This is a genomic window from Amycolatopsis sp. DSM 110486, assembly GCF_019468465.1.
Lineage (GTDB): Bacteria > Actinomycetota > Actinomycetes > Mycobacteriales > Pseudonocardiaceae > Amycolatopsis.
Genome location: NZ_CP080519.1, coordinates 4818583 through 4832902, shown reverse-complemented (window position 1 = coordinate 4832902; position 14320 = coordinate 4818583). Strand labels below are relative to the sequence as shown.

The 14320-nt window shown below is 71.9% G+C and carries 12 protein-coding genes; 7 read left to right on the top strand and 5 right to left on the bottom strand.

Translation table 11 applies throughout. The features are described 5' to 3' along the window. Positions 1-84 precede the first annotated feature (84 nt). Positions 85-1215 carry a glycosyltransferase family 1 protein gene (locus K1T34_RS23590; protein WP_220247369.1) on the bottom strand — a complete coding sequence of 377 codons (1131 nt, stop codon included), beginning with the start codon at positions 1213-1215 and terminating at the stop codon, positions 85-87. Between the two features lie 99 nt (positions 1216-1314). Continuing rightward, positions 1315-2382, bottom strand: coding sequence for a glycosyltransferase family 1 protein (locus tag K1T34_RS23585; protein WP_220246371.1), 1068 nt, complete (start codon positions 2380-2382; stop codon positions 1315-1317). Positions 2383-2400: 18 nt separating this feature from the next. Between K1T34_RS23585 and K1T34_RS23580 the strand changes: the two genes are divergently transcribed. From K1T34_RS23580 to K1T34_RS23570, 3 genes are read left to right on the top strand one after another with little or no spacing between them, the layout of a single operon-like run. Beyond that, positions 2401-3330: a glycosyltransferase family 2 protein gene (locus tag K1T34_RS23580; RefSeq protein WP_220246370.1), complete on the top strand. Its 930-nt coding sequence runs from the start codon at positions 2401-2403 to the stop codon at positions 3328-3330. A 37-nt stretch (positions 3331-3367) separates the two neighbouring features. Then, a complete protein-coding gene (locus K1T34_RS23575; protein WP_220246369.1) occupies positions 3368-5881 on the top strand; it encodes a glycosyltransferase in 2514 nt (837 codons plus the stop codon). Then, a complete protein-coding gene (locus K1T34_RS23570) occupies positions 5874-6959 on the top strand; it encodes a glycosyltransferase family 1 protein (protein WP_220246368.1) in 1086 nt (361 codons plus the stop codon). The genes K1T34_RS23575 and K1T34_RS23570 overlap by 8 nt, the downstream gene beginning before the upstream one ends. Before the next feature lie 51 nt (positions 6960-7010). Here K1T34_RS23570 and rfbD read toward each other — a convergent pair whose 3' ends face one another. Then, positions 7011-7895, bottom strand: coding sequence for a dTDP-4-dehydrorhamnose reductase (gene rfbD / locus K1T34_RS23565; RefSeq protein ID WP_220246367.1), 885 nt, complete (start codon positions 7893-7895; stop codon positions 7011-7013). Positions 7896-7939: 44 nt separating this feature from the next. Next, positions 7940-8932: a dTDP-glucose 4,6-dehydratase gene (gene rfbB / locus K1T34_RS23560; RefSeq protein WP_220246366.1), complete on the bottom strand. Its 993-nt coding sequence runs from the start codon at positions 8930-8932 to the stop codon at positions 7940-7942. A 139-nt stretch (positions 8933-9071) separates the two neighbouring features. Here rfbB and K1T34_RS23555 point away from each other — a divergent pair, with 139 nt between their 5' ends. The 4 genes from K1T34_RS23555 to K1T34_RS23540 all read left to right on the top strand — a co-directional run bounded on the left by K1T34_RS23555 (position 9072) and on the right by K1T34_RS23540 (position 13689). Further along, positions 9072-10607, top strand: a complete 1536-nt coding sequence (locus K1T34_RS23555; protein WP_220246365.1) for an LCP family protein — start codon at positions 9072-9074, stop codon at positions 10605-10607. Between the two features lie 64 nt (positions 10608-10671). Then, on the top strand, positions 10672-12015 hold the full coding sequence (locus tag K1T34_RS23550; RefSeq protein ID WP_220246364.1) for an LCP family protein: 1344 nt from the start codon (positions 10672-10674) through the stop codon (positions 12013-12015). A 22-nt stretch (positions 12016-12037) separates the two neighbouring features. Further along, positions 12038-12739: a TIGR03089 family protein gene (locus tag K1T34_RS23545; RefSeq protein WP_220246363.1), complete on the top strand. Its 702-nt coding sequence runs from the start codon at positions 12038-12040 to the stop codon at positions 12737-12739. Between the two features lie 59 nt (positions 12740-12798). Further along, positions 12799-13689, top strand: a complete 891-nt coding sequence (locus K1T34_RS23540; protein ID WP_220246362.1) for an aminoglycoside phosphotransferase family protein — start codon at positions 12799-12801, stop codon at positions 13687-13689. Between the two features lie 8 nt (positions 13690-13697). Here K1T34_RS23540 and K1T34_RS23535 read toward each other — a convergent pair whose 3' ends face one another. Then, positions 13698-14144, bottom strand: coding sequence for a DoxX family protein (locus tag K1T34_RS23535; RefSeq protein WP_220246361.1), 447 nt, complete (start codon positions 14142-14144; stop codon positions 13698-13700). Positions 14145-14320: the final 176 nt, after the last annotated feature.

Genomic DNA, 14320 nt, shown 5'->3' with positions numbered 1-14320 from the left:
CGGGCCGGGCGGTCTTCGGGACACGACGCCGTTCGCCCTGCCGCCGATTTCGGCGAGCACCCGCGCAGCGTTCAACCGCGCCGGTCAGTGCATTCGGCGGTGCCGATCCCAAGCCTTCCCATACGCCTCCCGATGACGCTCCGCCGTCGTCGCCCAGGAGAAGTCCTTGGCGCGTTGCTGGGCGGCCGCCGAGAGGAAGGCGCGGTGGGACGGGTCGGCGAGGAGTTCGGTGATCGCGGCGGCCACGTCGCCCGCGCCGACGCCGCAGTAGGCCACGGCGTCGCCGCCGACTTCCGGTAGCGACAAGCGGCGGGTGGTGAGGACAGCGGCGCCGCAGGCCATGGCTTCGAGCACGGGCAGGCCGAAGCCCTCGCCCAGGGACGGGTAGGCGACCAGTTCGGCGCCGCCCAGGAAGCCCGCGAGAGTCCCGAAGGGCAGGTACCCGGCGCGGATCACGCGCAGGCGGTGGGGCACGGCGTCGAGTGCGCGTTCGACCTGTGTGTCCCAGCCCGGCTGGCCGGCGAGCACCAGTGCGGGGGCGTCGCGCTCGCCCGACATCGCCCGGGCGTAGCCGCGGATCAGCGCCGGCACGTTCTTGCGCGGCTCGAGCGCCCCGAGGAAGGCGATGTACGGCGTCCGCCCGATGCCGACGGCCGCGCGAGCCGCGGCGATCTCCTCGGGGGACGGCGGGTGAAAGCGTTCCGTGTCCACGCCGTGGTGGATGATTTCCAGTTCCGCGTGCCGGACGGGGGTCACGCGGCCCAGCTCCAGCGCCGTCGCCTGGCTCGGAACGACGCACAGCGTCGCGCGGCGCAGCGCGGCCACGGTCCACGCGCGGAAGAACCGCGCCTTCACCGACGAGTGCAGCACGGGGTCGGTGAAGAACGTCGCGTCGTGCAGCGTCACGACCGAAGCCGCGCCGCTCGCGAGGGGCATCGTGTAGTGCGGCGAGTGGACGACGTCGGCCGCCAGCCGGCGCACGAGCCGCGGCAACGTCGCCTGTTCCCAGGTCAGACGGGCCGTGCGGGTGGAGGTCGCGGGCGACGCGGGCACCACGCGCGCGCCGGGGGCGAGCCGGTCGTACAGCGACAGGTCACGGGGCTGGCACACGACCGTCAGCCGCGCGCCGTCCTGGTCCAACGCCGCGACGAGCGAGTCCACGTACCGGCCGACGCCACCCCGATCCGCGGGCACCGCGGTCGCGTCGATCAACACACGGGGATCACCGGTCACGTGAGCAGAGTACGGCGATCACCCAGCGAGCAAGTAAGGAACCGACGAACTGACAGTGCGTGACCCGATCTCGCAGGTGACTCAGGTTCGCTTCCGATGCGCCGCCCACACCGCTTCCGCCGCGGCGCGCCACGTGAACTCGCGCGCGCGGTCGCGGCCGAGCCGCACCAGTTCCGCCGCCCGCGAAGGCGACCCGAGCACCTCACGCAACCCGGCCGCCAACGCCACCGCATCACCCCGCGGCACGACCACCCCCGCGCCACCGGCGACCTCCACCAGCGCCGGCACGTCCGTGTGCACCACCGGCACTCCGGAAGCCATGGCCTCCAAAACCGGCAGCCCGAAGCCCTCCGCCAAACTGGGCACGGCCAGGACGCTCGCGCCGCGCAGGGCCGTAGCCAGTTCCGCGTCCGTGACCTTGCCCAGGACGTGCACGTCCGTCAGGCCGCGCGAAGCCGCGAGCTGCACCGGATCGATGCCGCCCCAGCCGGGCTGCCCGGCGAGCACCAAGGCGACATCGCCCACCGCGGCGACGGCGTCCACCAGCACGTCGATGCCCTTGCGCGGCTCGATCGTGCCGACGGCCAGGACGTACTTCGACGGCAGGTCCAGCGCCGCCTGTCCCTGAGGCACCGTCACGCCGTGGGGCACGACGCGCACCGGCACGGTCACGTCCACCAGCACGGCCAGCTCGTCGGCCGCCGCTCGCGTCGGCACGATCAAGGTCGACGCCCGACGCGCGGCTCGCGCGATCATCGACCGGTGCCAGCTCACGCCGCGGGCGGTGAGGGTCTCGGGGTGGGTCCACGGCACGGTGTCGTGGACGGTCACGGTGAGCGTGCGGCCCGCGGGCGGGCGCGGGGGCGCGAAGGGCGTCGGCGCGTGGACCGCGTCGCCGCCCGGCCACCAGGGCACGCCGAGCTGCCACAGGCCGACCAGGGCGCGCGGCGGAACCGGGAGCGCGCGCGGCCCCTCGACGCCTTCGACAACGGCAGGCGATACGTCTGCGTGGCGCGCGACCACGCTCGACACCGTCCAACCCGGCGGCGCGGTGCGCGCCAGCGCGGGCAGCAGTTCGGCGGTGTACCGGCCCGTACCACCCGGGACGGGGGCGAGCAGCTGCTCGGCGAGCACTACCAGTTCGGGCACGCCGCTATTCTCACCCAGGTGACCAGCGCGGAAACCGGCAGCACCGTCGTCGTGGTCACCTGGCGTGGCGCGGCTCACGTCGAGGCCTGCCTCGACGCCCTCGCCGCCCAGACGCGTCCACATCGGACGCTCGTGATCGACAACGCCTCCGACGACGGCACGGCCGCCCTCCTGGCGGCCCACCCGTCGAGACCGCAGGTCATCCGCCTCAGGCGCAACACGGGCTACGCGGGCGCGATGGCCGTGGCCCTCGACCGCACGACAACCCCGGCCATCGCCTGGCTCAACGACGACGCCGCGCCCGAACCCACCTGGCTCGCCGAGCTCGAAGACACCCTCGACGAACAGCCGCTCGCCGCCGCCGTCACGAGCCACTTGGAGCTCGCCGACGGCACCACGCAGTCGACCGGCGTCCGCCTCACCGCCGACGGCCACGGCGCCGACCTCACCGAACCCGTCGACGAGGTCTTCGGCTTCTGCGGCGGCGCCGCACTCCTGCGGGCCGACGCCGTGCGCGCCGTCGGCGGCGTCCCCGCGAGCTTCTTCTGCTACTACGAAGACACCGACACCGCGTGGCGCCTGCGCCTGGCCGGGTGGCACGTCGTCTCGGCCCCGAAGGCCCGCGTCCGCCACCTCCACGGCGCGAGCACGAAACCCGGCTCACCCCTGTTCCACCGCTGGAACGAACGCAACCGTCTCCTCATGCTCCTGCGCTGCGCTCCGGCCGCGATCGCCGTGCGCGAAATCGTGCGCTTCGCCCTGATCACCGCCCTGCTCCCCCTCCGCCGCAGCAAGCCCGACGCCGCCAACTTCCACGTCGGCCTTCGCGCTCGCGTGCTGGCCGAAGTCGCGATCAAGCTCCCCGCCACCCTGCGCTCCCGCAGACGCACAGGCGCGATCACCACCCTCGGCCGAGGGGCGATCTGGGACGCCTGGGCGGGCCTTTAAGCTGGGTCAGGCCCGACACCACGGACAGGAGCTCGTTTTGGCGCTGGGGGAACCTCAACCGCTCGTCTCGGTGATCGTGGTGAACTACCGCGGCGCCGAAGACACGATCACCTGCCTTCGCGCGCTGTCGGCCGAGCTGGACTACGAGCACGTCGAGCTGATCTGCGTCGAGAACGCCTCCGGGGGCGACGACGCCGAGCGCATCCGCGCCGCCGTGCCGGACGTGACGCTGATCGAGTCGCCCGTGAACAGCGGCTTCGCCGGGGGCTGCAACCTCGGCGCGAAGCACGCGGGCGGCACCGTCCTCGCCTTCCTCAACAACGACGCCCGCCCGGCGCCCACGTGGGTCTCCGCGGCCGTCGCGGAGCTGCGGGCGCAGCCGACCGTCGCGGCGGTGGCCAGCAAGGTCGTCGACTGGGACGGCACCGGCACCGACTTCGTCGACGCGGGCCTGACCTGGTTCGGCATGGGCTACAAGCGTCACGCGGGCAGCCCGCTGGCCGACGTGCCCGAGGCGGAGCGCGACGTCGCCAAGGACGTCCTCTTCGGCACCGGCTCGGCGATGTTCGTGCGCGCTTCGGTGTTCGCCGAGCTCGGCGGCTTCGACGAACGATTCTTCATGTTCTACGAGGACGTCGACCTCGGCTGGCGGCTGAACCTGCGCGGCTGGCGCGTGCGCTACGTGCCGGAATCGCTGGCGTATCACCGCCACCACGGCACGATGTCGGCCGTCGACGCACCCGAGACCGGCCGCGAGACCTTCCTGCTGGAACGCAACGCGCTCGCCGCGCTCTACAAGAACCTCTCCGACGAGTCGCTGGCCAAGGCCCTGCCCGCGGCGCTCGCGCTGGCCGTGCGCCGCGCCACCGCCCGCGGCGGGCTGGACCCCGAGCAGCTCAACCTCGAAAAGGGTGTCGGCCCGGTCGAGACGGGCGACCTCGCGGTGCCCCGGACGACGGTCGCGGGCGTGCTGGCCATCGACCGGTTCGTGGAGATGATGCCGTCGCTCGCCGAGTCGCGCGCCGAGGAGCAGGCCGCCCGCGTCCGCACCGACGCCGACCTGCTTCCCTTGCTGCGCAAGGCTTTGGAGCCCGCGTATCCCCTGCCGGACTACCTGCGCGCCCACGACATCCTCGTGGAAGCCTTCGGCATCGAGGCCGTGTTCGGCCAGCGCCGCAAGATCCTCGTGCTCACGGGCGACTCGATCACCGAGCGCATGGCCGGCCCGGCGATCCGCGCGTGGAACATCGCCTCGACGCTCGCGGCCGAGCACGAAGTGCACCTGATGACCACCAACCCGCTGCTCTCGCCACCACCCGCCGCGTTCAAGATCAGCTCGGGCAAGTTCCGCGACCTCGACGCGCCCGTCGAGTGGGCCGACGTGATCATCCTGCAAGGCCACGTCCTGGAACTCGCGCCGACGCTGAAGAAGCAGCACGCGAACAAGATCGTGGTCGCCGACGTCTACGACCCCATGCACCTCGAGCTTCTGGAGCAGGGCAAGGGCGTGGCCGACGACCAGCGCGCCCTCGACCTCGCGGGCGTCACGAAGGTCCTCGACGCACAGCTGGAGCGCGCCGACTTCTTCCTCTGCGCGTCGGAGCGGCAGCGCCACTTCTGGCTGGGCCACCTCGCCGCGCTGGGCCGGCTGTCGCCGCGGCTCTACGACGCCGACCCGACCACGCAGTCACTGCTGGCCGTGGTGCCGTTCGGCCTTTCGCCGCAGGAACCCGTGCGCACCGGCCCCGGCCTGCGCGCGTCGCTCGGTCTCGGCGAGTCCGACCGTGTGGTGCTGTGGGCCGGCGGCGTGTACAGCTGGTTCGATCCGCTCACGCTCATCCGCGCGATGGATCTGCTCTGCCAGAACCGGGACGACGCGCGGCTCGTGTTCCTGGGTATGAAGCACCCGAACCCCGAGGTCGCCGAGATGGACATCGGCGCGCGCACCATCCGCCTGGCCGACTCGCTGGGCCTCACCGACAAGCACGTGTTCTTCAACGAGCAGTGGGTCCCATACGGCGAGCGCCAGAACTGGCTGCTCGACGCCAATTGCGGCGTGACCACGCACTACGAGCACGTCGAGACCACGTTCGCCTTCCGCACGCGCGTGCTCGACTACCTGTGGGCGGGCCTGCCGATCGTCACCACCGACGGCGACGCGTTCGCCGACCTCGTCCGCACCGAGCGGCTCGGAGTCGTCGTGCCGGCCGAGGACGCGGAGGCGCTGGCGGCCGCGCTGGAGAAGTCGCTGTACGACAAGGAGTTCGCGGCCGGCTGCGTCGAGCGGATCGCCGAGGTCGCGCGCCGCTACGCGTGGCCGGAGGCGCTGAAGCCCCTGGTGGAGTTCTGCCGCAACCCGCGGCCCGCCGCCGACCGGCTGCCGGGCACCGCGGACCTCACGACCACCGCCCCGGTTCGCGGCACGGCCCTGGTCCGCCGCGACGTCGACCTCGTCCGCGAGTACCTCGCGCAGGGCGGCGCGAGCGAGCTGGCCCGCCGCGTCGGCGGCCGCGTCGTGAAGGTCGCCCGGCAACGGTTGCGCCGTGGCTGACCGACCGCTGCGCGTGCTGCTCGACGGCACCCCGCTGCTCGGCTCCCGCACGGGCATCGGCCGCTACACGGCGGCGTTGAGCGAGGAACTGGCGTCGATGTCCGAAGTGGACCCTCGCGCAGTGGCGTTCACGTTGCGCGGCTGGCGAAAGCTGCGCGGCGTCCTGCCCCACGGCGCGCGGGCGCGCGGCATGCCGGTGCCCGCGCGGCTGTTGCGCCGCGCGTGGCTGCGTTCCGAGCTCCCGCCGGTCGAGCTGTTCGCCGGCCCCACCGACGTCGTCCACGGCACCAACTTCGTCCTCCCCGGCCGCCTGCGCGCCGCCGGCGTGCTGACCATCCACGACCTGGCGTTCCTCGACGAACCCGGTGAGCTCGCGCCGTCCGACCGGACGCTGCCGGAGCTGGTGCGCCGCGGCGCCCGCCGCGCCGACGTGATCTGCACACCCACCTCGGCCGTCGCCGACTCGGTGGCCGAGCGCCTGGACGTCTCGCGCGACAAGATCGTCGTCACCCCGCTCGGCGTGAACCCGGCGTGGTTCACCGCGCGCCCGCCGGACGACGGCCAGCGGGCGAAGCTTCGCCTGCCCGAGAAGTACCTGCTGTTCGCCGGCGCCGCCGGGCCGCGCAAGGGCCTCGACTGGCTGGCCCGCACGCACGCGTCGGCGCCCGATCTGCCGCCGCTCGTATTCGCCGGGCCGGGCCCGTTCCCGCGGCTGCCGCGCTCCGGACAGACGGGCTATCTGTCCGATGTGGACCTCAGGACCGTCGTCGCCGGGGCGGCCGCGCTGGTGCTGCCGTCACGCGACGAGGGCTTCGGACTGCCGGTGCTGGAGGCCATGGCGTCCGACATTCCCGTGGTCTGCACGGACATTCCGGCGCTGCGGGAAGTAGCCGGTCCGTGTGCGACGCTCGTGCCCTACGACGACGTCGACGGGTTGGCGACGGCGTTGCGGCAAGCCGTGCTCGATCCGCACGCGACGGCCACGTCCACAGCCCGCCGCACGCACGCCGCCGGCTTCACCTGGCGCAACTGCGCGACGCTGACCGTCGAGGCCTACCGCCGGGCCGCCGGCCGCTGATCCGCTCGTGAGTGGCGCCCGCCGACGGAACCGGCGCGCGCCACTCACGAGTCAGCTCCGGAAGTACTCCGCCAGCGCCTCGCGCCACGGCCGCAACGGCGTCAGCCCCGCCTCGCGCCAGGATGCGTTGGACAGCACCGAATACGCGGGCCGCGGCGCCGGGCGCGGGAACTCTTCGGTCGTGCACGGCCGCACCCGCTCGGGATCCGCGCCGATCTCCTCGAAGATCGCCTTCGCGAACCCGCACCACGTCACCTCGCCCTCGCCGGTGCAGTGCAGCACCCGCGACGACGGACCCTCGCCGGCCGCGATCCGCCCTGCCAGCTCCACCAGCCCACCGGCCAGGTCCGCGGACCACGTCGGCGATCCGACCTGGTCGTCCACCACGGTCAGCTGGTCCTTCTCGCCCTCCAGCCGCTGGATGGTCTTGACGAAGTTGGCCCCGCTCTTGCCGTAGACCCAGCTCGTCCGCACCACCCAGGCCGACGCGCCGGATCCGAGCACCGCGTCCTCGCCGGCCGCCTTGGTCCGCCCGTATGCGCTCTTCGGCCCCAGCTCGTCCGTGACCTCGTACGGCCGCGAAGCGTCGCCCGGGAACACGTAGTCCGTGGACACGTGAACCAGCGGCACCCGCCGCGACGAGCACACCGCGGCGAGCACCCGCGGCCCGTCGGCGTTCACGCCGAACGCGCGAACCTCATCCTGCTCGGCCGCGTCGACCGCCGTGTAGGCCGCCGCGTTCACGACCACCGGGGCCGCACCCGAGGCGGCGGCGCGGGAAACCAGGGCGTCGAGTGCCCTCACGACCTCGCCCGCCGAGCGGAGATCCAGCTCCGCCGAAGACGGCGCGACCACCTCCACCGCGGGACCCGCGAGCGCTGCCAGGTCGCGGCCGAGCTGGCCGGAACCGCCGGGGACGAGCAGAGCGAGCCGCACCGTCTTACCTCCACACGAAAAGCTTCGCCGAGCACGAAAAAAGTTCAGGATGTGCCGAGCGCGGCGCGGCCCTTCAGCGGCTCCCACCACGCGCGGTTGTCGGTGTACCAGCGCACCGTACCCGCCAGACCGTCCTCGAAGGACACCCGCGGAGCGTAACCGAGCTCGGAGCTGATCTTGGTGATGTCGACGCTGTAGCGCCGGTCGTGGCCCTTGCGGTCCTCCACGGGCTCCACCCGCTCCCAGCCGACGCCCACCGCGTCGAGCAGCCGGCCGGTGAGCTCGCGGTTGGTGAGCTCCGTGCCACCGCCGATGTTGTAGATCTCGCCGGCGCGCCCGCCGTCGGCGACGAGCTGGATGCCGTGGCAGTGGTCGTCGACGTGGAGCCAGTCGCGCACGTTGAGACCGTCGCCGTAGAGGGGCACTTTCAGCCCGTCGAGGAGGTTGGTGGTGAAGAGCGGGATGACCTTTTCAGGGAACTGGTACGGGCCGTAGTTGTTCGAGCACCGCGTGACGCACACGGGCAGCCCGTGGGTGCGGAAGAACGAGCGCGCGATCAGATCCGACGACGCCTTCGAGGCCGAGTACGGCGAATTCGGCTCCAGCACGTGGTCTTCCGACCACGAACCGTCCGCGATGGACCCGTAGACCTCGTCGGTGGACACGTGGACGAACTTGCCGACGCTCGCCTCCAGCGCGGCCTGCAGCAGCGTCTGGGTGCCCAGTACGTTGGTGAGCACGAAGTCGGCCGAGCCCAGGATCGAACGGTCCACATGCGACTCCGCCGCGAAGTGCACCACCAGGTCGACGCCGCGCATCAGGTCCGAGACCAGGGGGGCGTCGCAGATGTCGCCGCGGACGAACCGCAGGCGGGGGCTGCCGGCGACCGGGTCGAGGTTCGCCTCGTTGCCGGCGTAGGTGAGCTTGTCCAGCACCACGACCTCGGCGTCACGCAGCGTCGGGTAGGCACCCGAAACCACCTGCCGGACGTAGTGCGATCCGATGAACCCTGCACCGCCCGTGACCAGGACTCGCATCCTTCTCCACCCTTCGTGCCCGCTTCTCGTGCCCGACCGGGCAATCCGACCACCAGACTACGGATGACTCACACGAGACTCGGTACAGTCTCCTGGAGGCACTCCGGTGCCCACTAGGGCATGGGTGGGGGAGGAACGCGTGACCGAGTGGCCTGGGTCGCCGCTGCCGTCGCAGCGGGTACCGGCAACGCAGGGCCGCGGCGTACTCGTGGTGCTGCGCCGCGGTGGCAAGGTCGTGCTCTCGATGTTCTCGATCGTGGTCCTGGCGCTGACCTGGTACGGCTGGCAGTTCATCGGCGACCCGCAGACCGGGTTCACGACCACGCAGATCTTCGACCAGCCCGAGGCGCACGCCAAACCGCTCGACGGCGCCATCGACATCCTTCTCGTGGGCCAGGACAGCCGCACCGACGCGCAGGGCAACCCGCTGCCGCGCGAAGTGCTCGACATGCTCCACGCCGGCATCGCGGACGGTGAAAAGCAGACCGACACGATGATCCTGGTGCACATCCCCCAGAACGGAGAGCACGCGGTCGCCATCTCGTTCCCGCGCGACTCGTGGGTGGAGATCACCGGCGGCTTCGGCAAGCACAAGCTCAACAGCGCGTATGTGTACGCCTACAACGACACGTTCAAAACGCTGCAGAACCAGGGCGACGCCGACCTCAAAGACGTCGACGAGAAGTCCAAGGTGGCCGGTCGCAAGAACCTCGTGGCCACGCTGGAGAAGTTCATCGGCAAGCCGGGCATGATCGACCGCTACGCCGAGGTGAACCTCGCGAGCTTCTACGAGATCACGAAGGCCATCGACGGCGTGGACGTGTGCCTGAACAAGGCCGTGAAGGAGAAGAAGTCCGGCGTGGACCTGCCGGCGGGCCGCCAGAGCATCTCGGGCGTGCAGGCACTCGCGTTCGTGCGCCAGCGCTACGGCCTGCCCAACGGCGACCTCGACCGCATCGCGCGCCAGCAGGCGTTCCTCTCGGGGCTGGCCAACAAGGTCCTCTCCGGCGACGTGCTCACCAACCCGGGCAAGATCGCGCAACTCGTGGCCGCGGTGAAGAAGTCCGTGGTGCTTTCCGAGGGCTGGGACCTCACCGAGTTCGCGGAGCAGATGCGCGGCCTGACGGGCGGCAACGTCGAGTTCCACACCATCCCCACGCAGGGCAACGCGGTGATCGGCGGCGCCGACGTGTTGCGCGTCGATCCGGCCCAGGTGCAGGCGGAGGTCGACCGGCTCACCTCCGACGGCACACCCGACACCCCCACCTCGACGCCCGCCACGCTGCCCGGCGCCGGCGCCGTGACGGTCGAGCTGTTCGACGGCAGCGGCGCCGACGTCGCCACGCAGACCCACACCCTGTTGCAGGGCAAGGGTTTCCAGCTCGCCGGCGACACGAAGCTGTCCACCCGGGCGAGCACGGTGATCCGCTACAACCCGGCCGACGACGCCGCGCTCGCGCTGGTCCGCCAAGCCCTCGGCGGCGACCTCGAGGCCGAGCCGGACTCCGACGTCACCGCCGGGCACGTGCGTGTGCTGCTCGGCAAGGACCGTCGCGGAGCGGGCGCCGGATCGGGGTCGACCCCGACCGTGACGAGCACCCCGACCAAACCCAGCGCGCCGGCCGCACCACCCGCTCCGCCGATTACGGCCGGCGGAGTGCCCTGCGTCAACTAGAGTCGGGCACTCAGCGTGGCGGCCGGGGGCGGCCTCTAGGCTGGGCTATGGGGAGGTACGTGGGGTGGACGAGAACGAGGACAAGCCGGACCGGGCCGAGAGCGCGGAGCCGACAGAGCCGTCGTCGGACGAAGCCGTCGAGCCGGCTGAAGCTGCCGAGACGCCGGATTCGGACACGGACAGTGAAGAACCGGCACAGTCTTCCGACTGGAAGCCGTCGCCCTACCCCCGGTTGGACCTGCCGCAGCCGACGGTGCGGACCCCGCGTGTCCGCCCGGGCCGCGCCGGCCGGATCACCCGGCGGATCGCGCTCGGGCTCGTCTCGGTGCTGGCGCTGGGCGCCACCGGTTACGCGTACGTGACGAAGGACCAGCTGCAGAGCAACGTCCCCACCACCGACGTCCTCACCCCCCGCGCGGGGGAACCGCCGGCCCCGCCCGCCGACGACGGCGCCACCGACATCCTCCTCGTCGGCAGCGACGCCCGCACCGACGCGCAGGGCAACCCGCTGCCGCTGAGCATGCTGAAGTCGCTGCGCACCGAGGAGAAGGCGGGGATCAACACCGACACGATCATCCTGCTGCGCTTCCCAAAGGACGGCAGCAAGCCGTCGGGCGTCTCGATCCCGCGGGACAGTTGGGTCGACATCCCGGGCCGCGGCCAGGCGAAGATCAACTCGGCGTACGGCGTGGCGAAGGCCAAGTTCGCCGACGCCGAGCGCGCCAAGGGCGAGCGCGACCAGGCGAAGATCGAGCGCGACTCCGACAGCGAGGGCCGGCGTGTACTGGTCCAGACCGTGCAGGACCTGACGAAGATCCGGGTGGACCACTACGCCGAGATCAACCTGCTGGGCTTCTACCTGCTCACCGAGGCGCTCGGCGGCGTGAAGGTGTGCCTGAACCACTCGACGTCGGACAAGGACTCGGGTGCGGACTTCCGCCGCGGCGTGCAGACGGTGTCGGGCGGCGAGGCGCTGTCGTTCGTGCGCCAGCGCAAGAACCTGCCCCACGGCGACCTCGACCGGATCGTGCGCCAGCAGGCGTTCCTTTCCTCGGCGCTGCACCAGGTGCTGTCGGCGGGCACGCTGACCAGCCCGTCGACGGTGAGCAGCCTCATGGACGCCGTGCACCGCTCGATCACGCTCGACGACGGCCTCGACGTGCTCGACTTCGCGCAGCAGGTGAAAGGCGTGGCGTCCGGCGACCTGAACTTCACGACCGTGCCGGTGATCACGGCCAACGGCCGCAGCGCCGACGGGCAGAGCATCGTCGAGATCGACCCGACGGCGGTGCGCAAGTTCGTCTCCGGCCTGGTCGGACGCGCGCCCACCGGCGGTGGTGGGGCCGCGGCCGGCGCGCCCGCGCCGCAGCTGCAGTCGGGCATCCCCGGCGTGCCCTGCGTCGACTGAGGCCCCGGCTAGCCTGGGGCGCATGAGTCTTACGGAACAGCTGCTGCGCCCGCTGCTGGCGTCGCCCGCGAAACCGCTGATCACGCACTACGACGACCAGCTCGGCAGCCGCGTCGAGCTGTCGGTGGCGACCACGCTGAACTGGGCCGCGAAGACCGCCAACTGGCTCGTCGACGAGTTCGACGTCGAGCCGGGCGACGACGTCGCCGTGCAGCTGCCCGCCCACTGGCAGACCGCCGGCATCCTGCTCGGCGCCTGGTGGTGCGGCGCACGCGTGGTCCCCGAGCCCAACGGCGCGCGCGTGGTGTTCATCGGACCGGACGCTTCCGTCGACGCACCGGCCGTCGCCGTGGTCTCCCTCGACCCGATGGGCCGGGGCCTGTCCACTCCCCCGGCGGGCGGCGCCCTCGACTACCTCACCGAGGCGCGGATGTCGGGCGACCAGTTCACACCGATGTCCGCCATCCCCGGGGACACTCCCGCGCTCGGATCGTCCACAGTGGACGGGGTTCTCGCGGAAGCCCGTGCGCGCGCCGAAAAGCTGGGTCTGACCGCCACCGACCGCACCCTGTCCACCTTGGACTGGACTATCCCCGAAGGCGTCCTGGACGGCTTCCTCGTGCCCCTGGCCGCGAGCGCCCACCTCGTCCAGGTCACTCACGCGGACCCGGCGAAGCTCGACCGCAAACGCGACGCCGAACGCACCACCACCGACCTCGGCTGACCGTCAGCGGCGGAAACCCGCTTGACGGCCAACGGTTTCCCCGGGTCGGATGACGTGCCATGACCCCCGGACAACCGCACCCCCTCGACGACGACCTCGTCCGGCGGCTGGTCGCCGGGCAGTTCCCGCGGTGGGCGGCGCTGCCCGTGCGGCGCCATCCCTCGGGCGGCACGGTCAACGCCGTGTACCGGCTCGGCGAGGACTTGGCCGTGCGGCTGCCGCTGCTCGAGAGCGGGGCGAAGGACGTCGCATTGGAACAGGAGTGGCTGCCTCGCCTCGCCCCGAGCCTGCCGACCGCCATTCCGGAGGTGGTCGGGGCCGGCGAGCCCGCCGAGGGGTATCCGTGGCCGTGGTCGGTCTACGGCTGGCGCACGGGCGAGCACCCCGAGGCGGAAGCGCTTGCCAAGCCGCTGGCGCTGGCCGAAGACTTGGCCGGGTTCGTGGCGGCGATGCGGAGCATCACCTTGCCGCGAGCGCCGCGCGCCCACCGCGGCGGACCGCTCACCGAGCTCGATCCGTGGACGCGGGCCGCGATCGGCGAACTCCGTGGCCTGCCGCAGGAGGGCATCGACTGCGACGCCGCGCTCGCCGTGTGGGAGCAGGCGCTGCGCGCGCCGGGCTGGACCGGGGAGCCGGTGTGGCTGCACGCCGATCTCATGCCGGGCAACCTGCTGCTCGAGAACGGCCGGCTGACTTCGGTGATCGACTTCGGCTGCACGGGGACGGGTGATCCGGCCTGCGATCTGTTCCCCGCGTGGAACCTGCTGCCGGCGGGTGCGCGGGAGGTCTTCCGCGAGGCGCTCGGCGTGGACGACGCGACCTGGGCCCGAGGCCGGGCCCGCACGCTTTCCCAGGCGCTGGTCGCCCTGCCGTACTACCGGGAGACGAACGCGACGATGGCGAACACCGCCCGGCACGTCATCCGGACGGTGCTGGCCGAAGCCCGCTGACGCTGTGGTTACACGGTTTCCAGCTCGGCCATAGGGGTGGTACGGGTACGGGCCTCGCGCTTGCGCCAGAACAGAACGTGGTCCAGGGAAAGCCGCCCGCCGTTGAAGCCGAGGGCGAGGGCGGCCAGGCCGAGCACCAGGACGAGCTCGTAGCCGCCCGTGCCGGTGAGGCCGTTGGGCGCGTGGACGGAGAGCAGCGCGCCCGCCATGTCCACGACGTAGCCGACGGCGATCAGCGGCAGCAGGAAGCCGGCGACGAACGCGATCGAGCCGAGCACCTCGAGGACGATCACGAAGACTGCCGCGATCGTGGGCAGCGGCACGCCGACCTGGCCGAAGAAGTCCGCGGTGGCGCCGACCCCGCTGTTCCACTTCTGCAGGCCGTGGGCGAAGAACACCACCGCCACGCCAATGCGGCCGAGCAGCAGTGCGACGTCCTTGACTCGAGGGAACATGAAAACTCCTGATCGGTGATCTTCCCACTGTCCCGGCCCACAGTAGGTCGGAGGGTGCCGCCGAAGCCCGCTTCGGCGAGTGATCGACAGGAAACCGACAGGCACCGGAAAATACTCGCTGTACGCGTCCGTCACCGAGCGGTATCGTGCCGACCGCCCTGTTCGAGACGGTGAGG